The sequence below is a fragment of the Nonomuraea sp. NPDC050022 genome (assembly GCF_044460705.1).
Taxonomy (GTDB): domain Bacteria; phylum Actinomycetota; class Actinomycetes; order Streptosporangiales; family Streptosporangiaceae; genus Nonomuraea.
This window is the reverse complement of the sequence record NZ_JBITKE010000002.1, coordinates 208,593-226,311: the sequence shown is the minus strand read 5'-3', so window position 1 is coordinate 226,311 and position 17,719 is coordinate 208,593. Positions and strand designations below refer to the sequence as shown.

The 17,719-nt window shown below is 70.5% G+C and carries 16 protein-coding genes; 14 read left to right on the top strand and 2 right to left on the bottom strand.

The window, feature by feature from the left end; genetic code table 11:
• Window positions 1-3: 3 nt before the first annotated feature.
• Entirely contained in the window at window positions 4-939 is a 936-nt protein-coding gene (arcC, locus tag ACIBO2_RS07520) for a carbamate kinase (RefSeq protein ID WP_358538359.1), read from the bottom strand.
• A gap of 3 nt (window positions 940-942) precedes the next feature.
• Window positions 943-2,187, bottom strand: a complete 1,245-nt coding sequence (locus ACIBO2_RS07515; protein ID WP_358538356.1) for an arginine deiminase — start codon at window positions 2,185-2,187, stop codon at window positions 943-945.
• Between the two features lie 238 nt (window positions 2,188-2,425).
• Here ACIBO2_RS07515 and pyrR point away from each other — a divergent pair, with 238 nt between their 5' ends.
• From pyrR to metK, 14 genes are all read left to right on the top strand, one after another.
• Window positions 2,426-2,998, top strand: a complete 573-nt coding sequence (pyrR, locus tag ACIBO2_RS07510; protein WP_358538354.1) for a bifunctional pyr operon transcriptional regulator/uracil phosphoribosyltransferase PyrR — start codon at window positions 2,426-2,428, stop codon at window positions 2,996-2,998.
• Window positions 2,995-3,912, top strand: coding sequence for an aspartate carbamoyltransferase catalytic subunit (locus tag ACIBO2_RS07505; protein ID WP_225298664.1), 918 nt, complete (start codon window positions 2,995-2,997; stop codon window positions 3,910-3,912). The genes pyrR and ACIBO2_RS07505 overlap by 4 nt, the downstream gene beginning before the upstream one ends.
• A complete protein-coding gene (locus ACIBO2_RS07500) occupies window positions 3,909-5,195 on the top strand; it encodes a dihydroorotase (RefSeq protein ID WP_358538351.1) in 1,287 nt (428 codons plus the stop codon). The genes ACIBO2_RS07505 and ACIBO2_RS07500 overlap by 4 nt, the downstream gene beginning before the upstream one ends.
• The gene (carA, locus tag ACIBO2_RS07495; RefSeq protein ID WP_358538349.1) at window positions 5,192-6,298 is read left to right on the top strand and encodes a glutamine-hydrolyzing carbamoyl-phosphate synthase small subunit; all 1,107 of its coding nucleotides are present in this window, start codon (window positions 5,192-5,194) and stop codon (window positions 6,296-6,298) included. Before ACIBO2_RS07500 ends, carA begins: the two co-directional genes overlap by 4 nt.
• On the top strand, window positions 6,285-9,581 hold the full coding sequence (gene carB, locus ACIBO2_RS07490; protein WP_358538346.1) for a carbamoyl-phosphate synthase large subunit: 3,297 nt from the start codon (window positions 6,285-6,287) through the stop codon (window positions 9,579-9,581). The genes carA and carB overlap by 14 nt, the downstream gene beginning before the upstream one ends.
• 40 nt (window positions 9,582-9,621) lie before the next feature.
• On the top strand, window positions 9,622-10,494 hold the full coding sequence (locus tag ACIBO2_RS07485; RefSeq protein ID WP_397296618.1) for a dihydroorotate dehydrogenase electron transfer subunit: 873 nt from the start codon (window positions 9,622-9,624) through the stop codon (window positions 10,492-10,494).
• 140 nt (window positions 10,495-10,634) lie between these two features.
• Complete coding sequence (locus tag ACIBO2_RS07480) at window positions 10,635-11,600, top strand: dihydroorotate dehydrogenase (RefSeq protein WP_358444884.1); 966 nt, start codon at window positions 10,635-10,637, stop codon at window positions 11,598-11,600.
• A complete protein-coding gene (pyrF, locus tag ACIBO2_RS07475) occupies window positions 11,597-12,295 on the top strand; it encodes an orotidine-5'-phosphate decarboxylase (RefSeq protein ID WP_357945259.1) in 699 nt (232 codons plus the stop codon). Before ACIBO2_RS07480 ends, pyrF begins: the two co-directional genes overlap by 4 nt.
• Window positions 12,296-13,266: 971 nt before the next feature.
• The gene (gene mihF, locus ACIBO2_RS07470; protein ID WP_214637712.1) at window positions 13,267-13,590 is read left to right on the top strand and encodes an integration host factor, actinobacterial type; all 324 of its coding nucleotides are present in this window, start codon (window positions 13,267-13,269) and stop codon (window positions 13,588-13,590) included.
• A 139-nt stretch (window positions 13,591-13,729) separates the two neighbouring features.
• Window positions 13,730-14,302, top strand: coding sequence for a guanylate kinase (gene gmk / locus ACIBO2_RS07465; protein ID WP_358538851.1), 573 nt, complete (start codon window positions 13,730-13,732; stop codon window positions 14,300-14,302).
• A 5-nt stretch (window positions 14,303-14,307) separates the two neighbouring features.
• Window positions 14,308-14,577 carry a DNA-directed RNA polymerase subunit omega gene (rpoZ, locus tag ACIBO2_RS07460; protein ID WP_214637710.1) on the top strand — a complete coding sequence of 90 codons (270 nt, stop codon included), beginning with the start codon at window positions 14,308-14,310 and terminating at the stop codon, window positions 14,575-14,577.
• A gap of 8 nt (window positions 14,578-14,585) precedes the next feature.
• Window positions 14,586-15,878 (top strand): bifunctional phosphopantothenoylcysteine decarboxylase/phosphopantothenate--cysteine ligase CoaBC, encoded by a 1,293-nt coding sequence (coaBC, locus tag ACIBO2_RS07455; RefSeq protein ID WP_358538341.1) that lies wholly within the window; start codon window positions 14,586-14,588, stop codon window positions 15,876-15,878.
• A 27-nt stretch (window positions 15,879-15,905) separates the two neighbouring features.
• Entirely contained in the window at window positions 15,906-16,274 is a 369-nt protein-coding gene (locus ACIBO2_RS07450) for a hypothetical protein (protein ID WP_358538338.1), read from the top strand.
• Window positions 16,275-16,393: 119 nt separating this feature from the next.
• Window positions 16,394-17,581 carry a methionine adenosyltransferase gene (gene metK / locus ACIBO2_RS07445; protein WP_219532887.1) on the top strand — a complete coding sequence of 396 codons (1,188 nt, stop codon included), beginning with the start codon at window positions 16,394-16,396 and terminating at the stop codon, window positions 17,579-17,581.
• The last annotated feature ends 138 nt before the right edge of the window (window positions 17,582-17,719 follow it).

Here is a 17,719-nt window from a genome sequence, read left to right as displayed (position 1 = left end):
GCCCTAGAGCGTGCTGGTCAGCGGCCAGCGGGCATTCGGCGTGACGATCGTGCCGGCGGTGCCTTCCAGGATCTGCTCCGCCTGCCCGAGCTCGCCGATGGCCGCCATGTCGCCGGTGGTCTCCACGAAACGGCAGACCGCTTCCACTTTCGGCCCCATGGAGCCCGCCGGGAAGTCGAGGGCGCGTAGTTCGTGCGGGGTGGTGTTCGCGAGTTCGCTCTGGTGCGGCGTGCCGAAGTCCTTCAGTACGCGCGGCACGTCGGTCAGGATGAGGAAGGCGTCGCATTCGAGCGCCTCGGCCAGCATCGACGCCGTGGAGTCCTTGTCGATGACCGCCTCGACACCGGACAGGCGGCCGTGCTCGTCGCGGATGACCGGGATGCCGCCCCCGCCCGCGCAGATCACCACGACCCCCTCGCGGACCATCTTGCTGATCAGCCGCGTCTCCACCACGCGTTGCGGGGTGGGGGAGGGGACGACGCGCCGCCAGTCGTGGCCGTCGGCGGCGACCGTCCAGCCGTACTCCTTGGCCAGCTTCGTGGCCTCGTCCTGGTCGTAGACGGGACCGACGAACTTGGTCGGGTTGTCGAAGGCCGGATCGACCGCCGACACGAGCGTTTGCGTCACCATGGCCAGGACCTGCCGCCCGGGCAGCGCGTTCTGCAGGGCCTGCAGCATCCAGTAGCCGATCATGCCCTGCGTCTCGGCGCCGAGCGTGTCGAACGGGTAGGGCTTGGTCAGGCGGGGGTCGTTGGCGCTCTCCAGCGCCAGCAGGCCCACCTGCGGCCCGTTCCCGTGGGTGATGATCAGCTCGTGCTTCTCCGCGAGCTTGGCCAGCGTCTTGGCCGCGTTGGCGACGTTGGCGATCTGCGGCTCCACGTCCGCCCGCTGGCTGCGCCGGAGCACCGCGTTGCCCCCCAGGGCGACGATGACCCTCATCGATCAGAAGCCGTCCCGCTCGAGTGGGCAGCTCATGCAGCGCGGCCCGCCGCGTCCTCTGCCGAGCTCGCTGCCCCGGATGGTGATGACCTCGATGCCGTGGCCGCGCAGGAAGTTGTTGGTCGTGGTGTTGCGCTCGTAGGCGATGACGACGCCCGGTTCGATGGCCAGCGCGTTGCAGCCGTCGTCCCACTGCTCCCGTTCGGCGGCGTAGACGTCCTGCGTCGGGATGAGGACCTTGATGTCGTCCAGGTCCAGGGCCCGCGCCATGGCCCGGTGCATGTCCTCCGGCGGGTGGTCGGTGACCTTGAGCTCTTTTTCGGTGTCGCCCGGCTCGATCGTGTACGAGGGCAGCATGCCCAGCCCCGCGTACTTGGTGAACACGCCGACGTCCACCATCGTCATCACGGTGTCGAGGTGCATGAACGCGCGGGCCTTCGGCATGTTCAGCGCGATGATCTTCCGCGCGGAGCCGGCCTGGAACAGCCGCTGCGCGAGCATCTCGATGGCCTGCGGCTGGGTGCGCTCGCTCATCCCGATCAGCACCACGCCGCGCCCGAGGATCAGCACGTCGCCGCCCTCCAGCGTGGCCGGGGCGACCGACTGGCCGGGCAGCCACACGTTGTAGCCGCCCTTCTGCGGCCGGCCGAACCCGTCGGCGAAGGTCGGGTGGAACTCGTAGACGGCCTCCATGTTCACCGTCTCGCGCATGCGCGCCTTCTTCTTCATCGCGTTGATCGAGACGCCGTCGTACACCCAGCAGGAGGTGTCGCGGGTGAACAGGTGGTTCGGCAGCGGCGGCAGGATGAAGTCGTCGTCGCCGGCCGCGTGGTAGGACATCGACTTGGGGTCACAGCCCGCCTCGACCATCTCGCGTTTGGTGATGCCCCCCGTCAGGTACATCTGCAGGGTCTTGGAGTCCATGGAGTCAAGGGTGTTGCGGATGTCGTCGACGGCCAGGGGGCCCATGAAGCGCTCGTCGAGGATCCCGTCGAGGATGTGCTTACGCGCCTCGGGGATCTCGACCGTCTCCTGAAGCAGGTCCGCCAGCATGTGGACCTTGACGCCGCGATCCCGCAGCACCTGCTGGAACTCCTCGTGCTCCTCCATCGCGCGCTGCACCCACAGCACGTCGTCGAAGAGGAACGCGTCCTTGTTGGTCGGGGTGAGCCGCTTGAGCGCCAGGTCGGGCTTGTGCAGCAGCACCTGGTAGAGCTTGCCCACCTCGGAGTCGACATGGAAGGTCATTGTCCCTGTATCCCCTCGAAGCAGGCGGACGTCAACGCGCTGGCACCGCCCGCGATGTCCCGTCACGTGCCCCGCGTGGACGGTTCCGACACGGAAAGAGCGGGGAAATTACCCAACCGTGGGCGGCCGTGGGGAGTAGGTGGCAAGAGTTCTGGCTGGTAGCCCCTGGTACTGTGTGTCACGACCAACACCCTTTTAAGACCCGTCCCGTGAGGCGGGAAAGGTGGTGAGCTCTGCCGTGTCCGAATCCCCAACCTCCGACCTGACACCCTTGTCGAGGGCTGTTCTGGAGGGCCCGGACATCCACCGGGCGCTGACCCGTATCGCGCACGAGATCCTCGAACGAACCAAGGGCGCCGACGGCGTCGTCCTCCTCGGCATCCCGACCCGCGGCGTCACTCTGGCCCGCCGGCTGGGTGACCGCATCGAGCGCTTCGAGGGCGTCAAGATCCCCGTCGGCTCGATCGACATCACGATGTACCGCGACGACCTCCGCCTCCGGCCCGCCCGGCCGCTCGGTCACACCGAGCTGCCGCCCGACGGCATCGACGGCCGGATCGTGGTGCTGGTGGACGACGTCCTGTACTCCGGCCGCACCGTCCGCGCGGCGCTCGACGCGCTCAACGACCTCGGCCGCCCGACCGCCGTACAGCTGGCCACGCTGGTCGATCGCGGCCATCGCGAGCTGCCCATCCGCGCCGACTACGTCGGCAAGAACCTGCCGACCGCCAAGAGCGAGAAGGTGAAGGTCTACCTGCAGGAGACCGACGGGCGCGACGCGGTGCTGCTGATGAAGGAGGAGGCCAAGTGAACCGCCATCTCATCTCCGCGGGCGACCTCGGCAAGGACGACGCCCTGCTCATCCTCGACACGGCCGAGGAGCTGGCGAGGGTCTCGGAACGTTCCATCAAGAAGCTGCCGACATTGCGCGGCCGTACGGTGGTCAACCTGTTCTTCGAGGACTCCACCCGCACCCGCATCTCCTTCGAGGCGGCCGCCAAGCGACTGTCGGCCGACGTCATCAACTTCTCCGCCAAGGGCTCCAGCGTCTCCAAGGGCGAGTCGCTGAAGGACACGGCGCTGACGCTGGAGGCGATGGGCGCCGACGCGGTCGTCATCCGCCACGGCGCCTCCGGTGCGCCGCACCGCCTGGCCAACTGGGTGCACGGCAGCGTCGTCAACGCCGGCGACGGCACCCACGAGCACCCCACGCAGGCGCTGCTCGACGCCTTCTCCATGCGCCGCCGCCTGGGCGGCCTGGACGGCCGCAAGGTCACGATCGTCGGCGACGTCCTGCACAGCAGGGTCGCCCGCTCCAACGTGCTGCTCCTGGCCACACTCGGCGCCGACGTCACGCTGGTGGCGCCGCCCACGCTGCTGCCGGTCTCGATCGACACCTGGCCGTGCGCGGTCTCCTACGACCTCGACGCGGTGCTGCCCAAGTCCGACGTGGTGATGATGCTGCGGGTGCAGAAGGAGCGGATGAACGCCGCCTACTTCCCGAGCGAGCGCGAATACTCCCGCCGCTACGGCCTCGACCGCGACCGCTTCGCCAAGATGCCCGACGAGGCCATCGTGATGCACCCCGGGCCGATGAACCGGGGCATGGAGATCGCCGCCGAGGTGGCCGACTCGCCGCGCTCGACCATCGTCGAGCAGGTCGCCAACGGTGTGACCATCCGCATGGCCGTCCTGTACCTGCTGCTCGGGGGAGAGACTTCGTGATCATTCGCAACGTACGGATCGTCGGCGGCGAGCCCGTCGACATCCGGATCGAGGACGGGGTGATCGCCGAGATCGCCCCGCGGATCGAGGGGGAGGCGGCGATCGACGGCGGCGGCGCGATCGTGCTGCCCGGCCTCGTCGACCTGCACACCCACCTGCGCGAGCCCGGCCGCGAGGACGCCGAGACCGTGCAGACCGGCACCCAGTCGGCCGCCCGCGGCGGCTACACCGCCGTGCACGCCATGGCCAACACCTCGCCCGTCGCCGACACCGCCGGCGTGGTCGAGCAGGTCTGGCGGCTGGGCCGGGAGTTCGCCCACTGCGACGTCCAGCCGGTCGGCGCGGTCACCGTCGGCCTGGAGGGCAGGCAACTGGCCGAGCTCGGCGCGATGGCCGACTCCGCCGCCCGCGTCCGCGTCTTCTCCGACGACGGCAGGTGCGTCGACGACGCCGTGCTGATGCGCCGCGCCCTGGAGTACGTCAAGGCCTTCGACGGCGTGATCGCCCAGCACGCCCAGGAGCCCAGGCTCACCGGCGGCGCCCAGATGAACGAGGGCGTCGTGTCCGGCCGGCTCGGCCTGACCGGCTGGCCGGCGGTCGCCGAGGAGGCGATCATCGCCCGCGACTGCCTGCTGGCCGCGCACGTCGGCTCCCGGCTGCACGTCTGCCACGTCTCCACGGCCGGCTCGGTGGAGATCCTGCGCTGGGCCAAGTCCAAGGGCTGGAACATCACCGCCGAGGTCACCCCGCACCACCTGCTGCTCACCGACGACCTCGTCGAGGACTCGCCGGTCGGCGCCTACAACCCCATCTACAAGGTCAACCCGCCGCTGCGCACGCGCGCCGACGTCGAGGCGCTGCGCGCCGCGCTGGCCGACGGCACGATCGACATCGTCGCCACCGACCACGCGCCCCACCCGGTCGAGGACAAGGAGACCGAGTGGTCGGCCGCGGCCATGGGCATGGTCGGCCTGGAGACCGCGCTCAGCGTGGTGCAGGAGGCCATGGTCGACACCGGGCTGCTCGACTGGGCCGGCGTCGCCGAGCGCATGTCGATCGTGCCCGCGCGTATCGGCCGCCTATCGGGGCACGGGCAACCGATCGAGGTGGGCGTGCCGGCCAACCTCACGTTGTACGACCCGTCCGTCCGTACAGAGGTGGATCCGTCCGCCTTCGCGTCGAAGAGCCGCAACACGCCGTACGAGGGCATGACGCTCCCCGGCCGGGTCGTGGCGACCTTCCTGCGCGGCAAGCCGACAGTACTTGAAGGGAAGCTGGTGTGACTTCTGCGCTGCTCGTTCTGGAGGACGGTCGCGTCTTCCACGGAACCCCGTATGGCGCCGCGGGCGAGACGTTCGGCGAGATGGTCTTCAACACCGGCATGACCGGCTACCAGGAGACCCTCACCGACCCGTCCTACCACCGGCAGATCGTCGCGATGACGGCCCCGCACATCGGCAACACCGGCGTCAACGACGAGGACCCCGAGTCGGGCCGCGTCTGGGTCGCCGGCTACGTCGTACGCGAGCCGTCCCGCGTGGTCTCCAACTGGCGGGCCAACCGCTCGCTCGACGATTACCTCAAGGAACAGGGCGTCGTCGGCATCGCCATGCCGGGCACCCGCGCGCTCACCCGCCACCTGCGCGAGCGCGGCGCCATGCGCGCCGGGATCTTCACCGATCCGTCCGAGCCGGTCGATGAGCTCGTCAAGCGCGTACGGCGGGTGCCGGCCATGGCGGGCGCGAGCCTGGCCGCCGAGGTGGCCACGGCCGAGCCGTACGTCGTGCCGGCCGTCGGCCAGAAGCGGTTCACCGTCGCGGCCGTGGACCTGGGCATCAAGGGCATGACCCCGCACCGGATGGCCGAGCGCGGCTGCGAGGTGCACGTGCTGCCGGCCACCGCCACCTTCGAGCAGATCATGGCGGTGAAGCCGGACGGGGTGTTCTTCTCCAACGGTCCCGGCGACCCGGCCACCGCGGACGTCTCCGCGCTGCGCGGGGTGCTGGAGGCGAAGGTGCCCTTCTTCGGGATCTGCTTCGGCAACCAGCTGTTCGGCCGGGCCCTGGGCCTGTCCACGTACAAGCTGCGTTACGGCCACCGGGGGGTGAACCAGCCGGTCCAGGACGTACGGACCGGCAAGGTAGAGATCTCCGCCCACAACCACGGCTTCGCGGTCGAGGCGCCGCTCGGCGAGCCGTTCGAGACCCCCTACGGCCGGGCCGAGGTCAGCCACGTCAACCTCAACGACCGCTGCGTGGAAGGGCTGCGCCTGCTCGACGGGCGCGCCTTCAGCGTGCAGTACCACCCGGAGGCCGCCGCAGGTCCCCACGACGCCGCCTACCTTTTCGACGAGTTCTGTGAGGTCATGAACCGTGCCCAAGCGTGATGACATCAGGTCCGTCCTGGTGATCGGCTCGGGGCCGATCGTGATCGGTCAGGCGTGCGAGTTCGACTACTCCGGCACCCAGGCCTGCCGCGTGCTGCGCGACGAGGGGTTCCGCGTGATCCTCGTCAACAGCAACCCGGCGACGATCATGACCGACCCCGAGTTCGCCGACGCCACCTACGTCGAGCCGATCACCCCCGAGTACGTCGAGAAGATCATCGCCAAGGAGCGCCCCGACGCGCTCTTGCCGACCCTGGGCGGCCAGACCGCCCTCAACACCGCCGTCGCCCTGCACGAGTCGGGCGCGCTGGAGCGCTACGACGTCGAGCTGATCGGCGCCGACTTCGACGCGATCCAGGCGGGGGAGAACCGCGAGAAGTTCAAGGAGATCGTCGCCAAGGTCGCCCGCGAGCACGGCCTGAACGCGGAGTCGGCCAACTCGGTCGTCTGCCACACGATGGACGAGTGCCTGGCCGCCGTCGCCGAGCTGGGCTACCCGCTGGTCGTGCGGCCCTCCTTCACGATGGGCGGCGTCGGGTCCGGGTTCGCCTACGACGAGTCCGACCTGCGGCGCATCGCCGGCGCCGGGCTGGACGCCTCGCCGACCACCGAGGTGCTCCTGGAGGAGTCGATCCTCGGCTGGAAGGAGTACGAGCTCGAGGTCATGCGCGACAAGCATGACAACGTGGTCATCGTCTGCTCCATCGAGAACATCGACCCGATGGGCGTCCACACCGGCGACAGCGTCACCGTCGCCCCCGCGCTGACGCTGACCGACCGCGAATACCAGAACATGCGCGACGTCGCGATCGCGGTCATCCGCGAGGTCGGCGTCGACACCGGCGGCTGCAACATCCAGTTCGCGGTCAACCCGGCGACCGGCCGCATGATCGTCATCGAGATGAACCCGCGCGTGTCCCGATCGAGCGCCCTGGCCTCGAAGGCCACCGGCTTCCCGATCGCCAAGATCGCCGCCAAGCTGGCCATCGGCTACACCCTCGACGAGATCCCCAACGACATCACCAAGGAGACCCCGGCCTCCTTCGAGCCCACGCTCGACTACATCGTGGTCAAGGTGCCGCGGTTCGCCTTCGAGAAGTTCAGGGGCGCCGACCAGACCCTCACCACGCACATGAAGTCGGTGGGCGAGGCCATGGCCATCGGCCGCTCCTTCCCCGAGGCGCTGCAGAAGGCGCTGCGCTCGCTGGAGAAGAAGGACTCCTCCTTCACCTGGGCCGGCCCCCAGCGGCCGAAGGCCGAGCTCATCGAGGAGTCCCGCGTCCCGCACGACGGCCGGCTGCGCACCGTGCAGCAGGCCATCCGGGCCGGCGCCACCGCCGAGGAGCTCTTCGAGGCCACCCACATCGACCCCTGGTTCCTCGACCAGCTGTTCCTGCTGGACGAGGAGGCGCAGGTCCTCGGTGAGGCCACCGAGCTGACCGCCGAGGTGCTGGAGCGGGCCAAGCGCCACGGCTTCAGCGACGCGCAGATCGGCGAGATCCGCGGCATCGACGAGGCCCGCGTACGTGACCTGCGCCACGCGCTCGGCCTGCGGCCGGTCTACAACACGGTCGACACCTGCGCCGCCGAGTTCGCCGCCAAGACCCCCTACCTCTACTCGGCCTACGACGAGGAGAGCGAGGTCCCGTACGGCGAGCGGGAGAAGGTCATCATCCTCGGCTCCGGGCCGAACCGCATCGGCCAGGGCATCGAGTTCGACTACGCCTGCGTGCACGCCTCCTTCGAGCTGTCGCGGGCCGGGTTCGAGACCGTCATGGTCAACTGCAACCCGGAGACGGTCTCGACCGACTACGACACCTCCGACCGGCTCTACTTCGAGCCGCTCACGCTGGAGGACGTGCTGGAGGTCGTCCACGCCGAGCAGCAGACGGGCCCGGTCGCGGGCGTGATCGTGCAGCTCGGCGGGCAGACGCCGCTCGGCCTGGCGCAGGCGCTCAAGGACGCGGGCGTGCCCGTGGTCGGCACCTCGCCCGAGTCGATCCACCTGGCGGAGGAGCGCGGCGCGTTCGGCCGGGTGCTCGCCGAGGCGCAGCTGCCCGCGCCCAAGCACGGCACCGCGACGACCGTCGCCGAGGCGCTGAGCGTGGCCGAGGAGATCGGCTACCCCGTGCTCGTCCGGCCCTCGTACGTGCTCGGCGGGGCCGGCATGGCCATCGTCTACGACGACGCGACGCTGACCACCTACATGGCGGCCCAGGAGGGCGGCCATCCGGTGCTGGTCGACAAGTTCCTCGACGAGGCCATCGAGATCGACGTGGACGCCCTGTTCGACGGCGAGGAGCTCTACCTGGGCGGCGTCATGGAGCACATCGAGGAGGCCGGGATCCACTCCGGCGACTCGGCGTGCGCGCTGCCGCCGATCACGCTCGGCAGCAACGACATCAAGCGCATCCGCGCCGCCACCGAGGGCATCGCCCGCGGCGTCGGGGTCCGCGGGCTGCTGAACGTCCAGTACGCCATGTCGGCCGGCGTCCTGTACGTCCTGGAGGCCAACCCGCGCGCCAGCCGTACCGTGCCGTTCGTCTCCAAGGCCACGGCGGTGCCGCTGGCCAAGGCGGCGGCCCGCGTGATGCTGGGCGCCTCGATCGCCTCGCTGCGCGAGGAGGGCATGCTGCCCGCCACGGGAGACGGCGGCACGCTGCCGCTGGAGGCGCCGATCGCGGTGAAGGAGGCGGTGCTGCCGTTCAACCGCTTCCGCGGCGTCGACATCGTGCTCGGGCCCGAGATGCGCTCCACGGGCGAGGTCATGGGCATCGACGAGTCCTTCGGCGTCGCCTTCGCCAAGTCGCAGGCGGCGGCCTACGGGGAACTGCCCATCAAGGGCCGGGCCTTCGTGTCCGTGGCCAACCGGGACAAGCGTGCGATGATCTTCCCGGTACGGGCGCTCGCCGACCTCGGGTTCGAGATCCTGGCCACCGAGGGGACCGCTGAGGTGCTGCGCCGCAACGGTGTCCATGCCAAGATCGTGCGAAAGCAGAGCGAGGGGCCCGGAGCCGGAGGTGAGCCCACAAGTGTCCAGTACATCCTCGACGGCGAGATCGACCTGATCGTCAACACGCCGTTCGGCAGTCCGGGCCAGTCGGGCCCGCGGCTCGACGGCTACGACATCCGTACCGCCGCCGTGCTGCGCGGCATCCCGTGCATCACCACGGTCGCCGGCCTCGCCGCCGCGGCCGCGGGCATCCAGGCCATCGTGCGGGGCGACGTCGGCGTACGGTCCCTCCAGGAGCACGGGCGGGCGCTGCGGGCGGCAGGGGCGTAAGGCTCGATCGACGGCAGGCTCCCGCGGGAGGTGAAGAGGACTGGCCGGCACTCCGGTGCAGGTGACGGGCACGGTGCTGACGACGCGCCGGGTCGACGCCTACCATGCCCTCACCGTGGTGGCGCCCGGCATCGCCGAGCGCTACCGGCCCGGCCACTTCGTGTCCGTCGCCGTCGGCGGGGCCCACACGTCCATGGTGACGCGGCGGGCCTTCTCCATCCACGACGTCAAGCCCGACTACGGCGGCACGGTGGAGCTCGTCTTCACCGTGCGCGGGCCGGGCACCGCGTGGCTGGCCGAGCGCCGGGCGCGTGACACGATCGACCTCGTCGGGCCGCTCGGCCGGCCCTTCCCGCTGCCGCGCGACCCGGTCCACTGCGTGCTGGTCGGTTCCGAGTACGGCTCCGCCGTGCTGTTCCCGGTGGCCGACCAGCTCATCGAACGCGGCTGCCGGGTCGACTTCGTGCTGGGCGGCGCCAGCGCGGACCGGGTGTTCGGCGCCATGCGGGCCAGGCGGATGGCCCAGACCACCACGCTCACCACCGAGGACGGCTCGCTCGGGCTGCGCGGCCGGGTGACCGACGCGCTGCCCGCGGTGATCGCCGACACGCGGGCGGACGCGGTCTACGCGTGCGCGCCCATGGAGACGCTGCGGGCGGTCACGGCGGTGGCGATGGAGTTCGACATCCCGGTGCAGGTGGCGGTGGAAGAGGCGATGGCCTGCGGGATCGGGGTCTGCATGACGTGCGTGCTGCCGGTCATCGGCGACGACGGCGTGACCCGGATGGTGCGGGCCTGCGCCGAGGGGCCGGTGTTCCGGGGGGAGCGGGTGCGGTTCGAGGATGTGGGGACGATCCCGTTCGACGCGCTGGGGGCGCCCGGGGGTCAGGGCGGTGCTCGCCATGCGGGCTGACACCGACTGCCCGTGTCCCGCTTCCCTGCCGCGTCCGCGTCTCGCTTCCGCGCCGCGCCCGCGTCTCGCGCGATCCGGTGGCTGTTTCTCCGCGTTGTCTGCGGCTGCTCTGCGGCGGGTGAGCTGACGTGTCAGTAGATATGCGGACTTTTCTGGCGCATGTGGAGCTCGCCAACCCCATCACCACCGCCGCCGGCTGCGCCGCCTCGGGCCGCGAACTGGCCCAGTTCTTCGACCTGCACCGCCTGGGCGCCCTGACCACCAGCTCGATCACCATGGCCCCGCGCGCCGGCCGCCCCACCCCCCGGATGGCCGAGACCCCCTCGGGCATGCTCAACGCCGTCGGCCTCCAGGGCCCCGGCATCGACGCCTTCCTCGAACGCGAGCTGCCCTGGCTGGCCCAGCGCGGCATCAGGACCATCGTCTCGATCGGCGGCGGCACCGTGGCCGAGTACTCGGCGCTGGCCCGCAGGCTGGCCGACGCGCCCGGCGTCACCGCCCTGGAGGTGAACCTGTCCTGCCCGAACATCGAGGACCGCGGCCGGGTCTTCGCCCGCGAGGGCAGCGCCGCGGCCGAGGTGATCGCGTCGGTGCGCTCCATCATGCGGTACGACGTCCCGGTGGTCGCCAAGCTGGCGCCCGACGTGGCCGACATCGTGGCGGTCGCCCGCGCCTGCGTGGACGCCGGAGCCGACGCGCTGTCCATGATCAACAACCCGCTCGGCATGGCCATCGACACCGAGGCGCTGCGGCCCTCGCTCGCGGCCGTGACCGGCGGGCTGTCGGGGCCGGCCATCCTGCCCCTTGCCGTACGGTGCGTGTGGCAGGTGCACGCCGCCCTGCCCGGGGTGCCGCTGATCGGCGTCGGCGGCGTGACGACCGGCAGGGATGCCTTCCAGCTCATCCTGGCGGGCGCCTGCGCGGTCGGGGTGGGGACGGCGCTGTTCCACGACCCCTACGCGTGCCTGCGCATCGAGCGAGAGCTTGAGGACCTGCTGCGGGCACGCGGCTTCCAGCGGCTGGCCGACGCGGTCGGCCTGGCCCACCGTCCGCCGGGGAGCGCCCCCCGGCACCTGCTCGTCGACTCCGAGGAGAGCTCCCCTTGACGCCCGCACCCATCGCCGTCGCCCTCGACGCCCCCGACCTGGAGACCGCCGCCAGGTGGGCCGCCCTGGTGACCCCGCACGTCACCACGGTGAAGATCGGGCTGGAGCTCTATCTGCGCTACGGCCCCGACGTGATCGCCTCGATCCGGGGGGCGAGCGGCGTACAGGTCTTCCTGGACCTCAAGCTGCACGACATCCCCAACACGGTCGCGGCGGCGGCCAGGGCGGTCGCCCGGCTGCGGCCGGCCATCCTCACGGTCCACGCGGCCGGGGGCCCCGCGATGATCCGCGCGGCCGTCGAGGCGGCCCCGGACACCCAGATCGCGGCGGTCACGGTGCTGACGTCGCTGTCGGAGGCCGACCTGAGCCGCATCGGGCTCGCCGGCCCCGCCTCGGACGCGGTCCGCCGCCTGGCCGTCCTGTCGGTCGAGTCGGGCGCCACGGCCCTGGTGTGCTCACCGCACGAGGTCGTCGACCTGCGCTCGGAGGTCGGGCCGGAGATCACCCTCATCACACCCGGCGTACGTCCCGCCGGGGCGGACAGCCAGGACCAGGCGCGGGTGGCGACGCCGGAGCAGGCGCTGGCGGACGGCGCCGACCTCCTGGTCATCGGCCGCCCGATCACCGCCTCCCCGGACCCGGGCGCCACAGCCGCCGCCATCGCATCCTCCTTGCGGCGCACGACCCCCTTCTGATGGGGTTCGCGGCCCATAGGGCCGTTCCGTGTTCCTGATGGGCCTTCGGGGGCGGCCCATCGTGGCGTGGCATCGGTGCGCAGCGGCGAACCGGCCGCCGCCAGTGCCACGGCCAGGCAGGATCCGCGTCCGTGTGCGTCTGCGGCCCACCGCGCATATGTGGGCCCATCGCGCCCGTCCGCAGCCCGCCGCGCCCTGTGCGTGCGCAGTCGATCGCGCCCACGTGGGGCCCTCGCGCCATCGCGCCCGCATCGGGCCCACCGCGCCCATGTGCGGCTCAGCCCTGGGCGCCGTGCGCTTCCGTCGTGACGCGCGCTCACGCCGACGCGGGGCCGACTGGGCGGCGCGTCGTTGTCCGGCGCACCACCGCAAGCGGTCGATCAGCGAAGCCTGGTCCAGCCCACCATGCGGCTGGCCGCTCGGCCGGTGTAACTCAGGCCCACCGTACGGCGGCCCCGACCAGCCAGGCGCGGCTCGGCTCACCGTACGGCGGGCCGGTCGGTCGGGCGAATGTGCCGGGAGCACAACCGTTGTCACCCGGCCGTGGTGGGACCGCTCCCATGAGCACACGTACGGCGGGTGGCCGTGTACGCACGGTGAGGGCCTCCCCGGAGGGACGCCGACCCCAGAACGGCGTCCCACGCCGACCGTACACGATCGTGAGGACACCCCCGCAGGGCATACGGATGCCCACCTCGGGCGGGGTTTCGGACGTAAACCCGCGCACGTTTCGGACACCGCTCCCTGACGGGTGGGTGATCATCATCGTACCCCCACGGCGCTTCCTGTGTGTAAGGAAGAAGCGGGAAGTGGAGGCGATTTGATCAGCACTCTGTAGTTTTACATACACGGAGAGTGATGAAGTGGATTTTGTGAGGAGAGAAACCGCCATTGACGTTGCTTAGGGGGCGATGACCAGCTAGTTTCCCTTCCCGTCCGAGTACATCGACAGAAATTCGAGGTGACCCGGCGTGGCTCTTCCTCCCCTGACCCCTGAGCAGCGCGCCGCAGCCCTGCAAAAGGCTGCCAAGGCCCGTAAAGAGCGTGCCGAGGTCAAGAACCGGCTCAAGCATGGCGCGGTTTCTCTGGCTGAGGTGCTCAAGGATGGGCAGACCGACGACGTCATCGGCAAGATGAAAGTGTCGGCCTTGTTGGAATCGCTCCCAGGCGTGGGCAAAGTCCGCGCCAAGCAGCTCATGGAGCGGCTTGCCATCGCCGAGTCCCGCCGCGTGCGGGGTCTCGGTGCGAACCAGAGGGCATCCCTCGAGCGCGAGTTCGGTGGCAACGAGAGCTAATCTCGGTTCCACACGAAAGCGCAGGTTCAACGGGGGGTAGGAAGTGACCGACAGGTCCAGGTCCGGCAGTGTTTGGGCCCATGAGGCAGTCGGATCTGGAGCGAGGGTCGGCGACTTCCTCCCCTCGAGCGAGCGGCGCCTGACGGTCCTGTCCGGACCGTCGGGCGTCGGTAAGTCAACGGTCGTCGCCGAGATTCGGCGGGCACACCCCGAGGTGTGGCTGTCGGTCTCGGTGACAACCAGGAAACCCCGGCCCGGCGAGGTGCACGGGCTCCACTACTTCTTCGCCGACAGCGAGGAGTTCGACCGGCTCGTGGAGTCGGGGGAGCTGCTCGAGTGGGCGGAGTTCGCGGGCAACAGGTACGGCACGCCGCGCGCCCCGGTGCTCGACCGGCTCGCCGCGGGCATGCCCACACTGCTCGAGATCGACCTCGAAGGCGCCAGGCAGGTGCGGCAGAGCATGCCGGAGGCCCTGCTGGTGTTCCTGGCCCCGCCCTCCTGGGAGGAGCTGGAGAAGCGGCTGCGCGGCCGTGGCACCGAGCCGGAGGACGTCATCGCCCGCCGCCTTGAGGCCGGCCACGTCGAGATGGCGGCCGAGAAGGAATTCGACCTCACGCTGGTGAACACAAGTGTCAAAGAGGTGTGCCGCCGGCTGATAGCCTTGATGACTGACCCTCAGGGGGTCATCAAAACCACCAACCGAGAGGTCTGACAATCGTGGCAGGAATTGCCCCGGTCGCAGAGGGCATCACCAACCCGCCGATCGACGCGCTGCTCGACATCGTCGACAGCAAGTATTCCCTGGTGATCATGGGTGCCAAGCGCGCCCGCCAGATCAACGCCTACTACTCCCAGCTCGGCGAGGGCCTGCTCGAATACGTCGGGCCGTTGGTCGAGACGCACGCGCAGGAGAAGCCGCTGTCCATCGCGCTGCGCGAGGTGGCCGAGGGCCTGCTCAACGCCGAGCCCATCGAAGGCGCGGTCTGACCCGCTAAATGAAGAGGGTCGTCCTGGGCGTCAGCGGGGGCATCGCCGCGTACAAGGCGTGTGAGCTGTTGCGCCTGTTCACCGAGTCCGGGCATGAGGTGCGGGTCGTTCCGACCCGCGACGCCCTGCGGTTCGTGGGCGAGCCCACCTGGGCGGCGCTGTCCGGCAACCCGGTGACGACCGATGTGTGGGAAGACGTTCACGAGGTGCCCCACGTACGGATCGGCCAGCGGGCCGACCTCGTCGTGGTGGCGCCCGCGACCGCCGACGTGCTCGCCAAGGCCGCTCACGGCCTGGCCGGCGACCTGCTCACCAACACGCTGCTGACCGCGCGCTGCCCGGTGGTGTTCGCGCCCGCGATGCACACCGAGATGTGGCAGCACCCCGCCACCCGGGCCAACGTCTCGACGCTGCGCGAGCGGGGCTCCGTGGTGATCGATCCCGCGGTCGGGCGCCTCACCGGCGCCGACACCGGGCCCGGGCGTCTGCCCGATCCCGCCGAGATCTTCCAGATCTGCCTGCGCGTACTGGCCGGCCGGCCGCGCGACCTGGCCGGGCGGCGGGTCGTCGTCTCGGCCGGCGGCACGCGCGAAGCCATCGATCCGGTCCGCTACCTGGGTAACCGGTCCTCCGGGCTGCAGGGGTACGCCCTGGCCCGCACGGCCGTCGCCCGTGGGGCCCAGGTGACGCTGGTGGCCGCCAACGTGTCCCTGCCCGATCCGGCCGGGGCCGCCGTGGTGCGGGTGGAGTCGGCGGCCGAACTGCGCGAGGCGGTGCTGACCGCCTCGGCCGCCGCGGACGTGGTGGTGATGGCGGCGGCGGTGGCCGACTTCCGGCCCGCCGCGCGGCAGGACTCCAAGATCAAGAAGACCGAGGGCGACCCCGAGCCCCTCTATCTAGTGAAAAATCCCGACATCCTGGCGGAACTAGGCGAACGCCGCCGCGCCGCAGAGTCGTCCCCCGAGGCGGCGGCCGGGTCGGATTCGGTGGCGGCCGTCGGGCCGGAGTCCGAGGTGATCGCCGCTCGTCATCCCGAGGTGATCGTCGGGTTCGCGGCCGAGACCGACGACGTGCTCGCCAACGGGCAGGCCAAGCTCGCCCGCAAGGGCTGCGACCTGCTCGTCGTCAACCAGGTCGGCCCCGACCTGGCCTTCGGCACGCCCGACAACGCGGCGACCGTGCTGGTCGCGGGCGGCGAGCCGGTGGAGATCCCCCGGGGTCCCAAGGACGACGTCGCCGACGCCGTCTGGGATCAGGTCGCCAAGCTGTTGCGGCATCCCCGAACGCCTGCCGATACTTAAGACAAAGGGGGCAAAAGGGGGCGGGGAATGCCGGTGAGTTCCACTGTCAGAGATCGATGCAGAACGCTGCTCGGCGATCAGGGGGAGATCCGCTACGTATTCCCCGCGCTGTCCCTGGGCCCGCCGGGCACGGGCAACTTCCTGATCGTGGTCACCGACACGGCCATCTCCGTCCTCGCCACCCGGATGCTCCGGAGCGACCGCCCGGTCTCCGTCCACGCGACCTTCCCCCGCCACACCAGGCTCGGCCCGATCATGCAGGCTTCCGGGCCGGTGATCGAGCTGGGCGTGATGGCGTTCGAGTTCGAGGAGGAGTACGCCGCCGTGGTCGCCGCCGCCGATGCGGAGATCTTCGCGCCGGAGACGCTGCCCCCCGACCCCCTGCCCGACCTGTGAACGACCCGTTTCGCGACATGCCCGTGGGTAGGGCTAGACTTCGGCGAGGCACTGGCCGGGGTGTACAGTCGCCGGAGCCCGCACGTCCGTCAGCAGCCGCTGCATGAGGAGCCACTGAGTTGTCACGTCGCCTGTTCACCTCCGAGTCGGTCACCGAAGGCCACCCGGACAAGATCGCCGACCAGATCAGTGACGCGATTCTCGACACCATGCTCAAGGACGACCCCAAGAGCCGGGTCGCCGTCGAGACGATGATCACTACCGGCCAGGTCCATGTCGCAGGCGAGGTCACGACCGAGACCTACGTCGACATTCCCGGCGTCATCCGGGAGAAGATCCTGGAAATCGGCTACGACGCCTCCCACAAGGGCTTCGACGGCGCCTCCTGTGGCGTGTCGGTGTCCATCGGGGCGCAGTCGCCCGACATCGCCCAGGGCGTCGACGACGCCTACGAGCACCGGGTCGACGGCGACATCGACGAGCTCGACCGCCAGGGCGCGGGCGACCAGGGCCTGATGTTCGGCTACGCGTGCCGCGAGACGCCCGAGCTGATGCCGCTGCCGATCACGCTCGCGCACCGGCTGGCCCAGCGCCTGTCCGAGGTGCGCAAGTCCGGCACCGTCCCCTACCTGCGGCCCGACGGCAAGACCCAGGTCACCATCGAGTACGACGGCGACCAGCCGGTCCGTCTCGACACCGTGGTCGTCTCCACGCAGCACGCCGCCGAGATCGACCTCAAGGAGATGCTGACGCCCGACATCAAGGAGCACGTGGTCGACCCCGTGCTCGCGGGCCTCGACATCGACATCGAGGGCTACCGCCTGCTGGTCAACCCGACCGGCCGCTTCGAGATCGGCGGCCCGATGGGCGACGCCGGCCTCACCGGCCGCAAGATCATCATCGACACCTACGGCGGCATGGCCCGCCACGGTGGCGGCGCCTTCTCCGGCAAGGACCCGTCCAAGGTCGACCGCTCGGCCGCCTACGCGATGCGCTGGGTCGCCAAGAACGTCGTGGCCGCCGGGCTCGCCGACCGCTGCGAGGTCCAGGTCGCCTACGCCATCGGCAAGGCCCAGCCGGTCGGCCTGTTCGTCGAGTGCTTCGGCACCGAGAAGCTGCCGGTCGAGAAGATCCAGGCCGCCGTGCTCCAGGTGTTCGACCTGCGCCCGGCCGCGATCATCCGCGACCTCGACCTGCTGCGCCCGATCTACTCGGAGACCGCCGCTTACGGCCACTTCGGCCGTGAGGGCTTCTCCTGGGAGTCGACCGACCGCGCCGAGACCCTGAGGTCCGCCGCCGGTCTGTGACCGTTCCCGTCAGATGCCGCACCCCGGCTTCGGGGTGCGGCATCTGCGTGTTCACGGCCGGTCGGGCGGGGGCCGTTCTCTGAGGGAGGCCGTCGAGACGTACCGTGGTCTCCTTGGATCTTCCGGAAACTGGGGAAT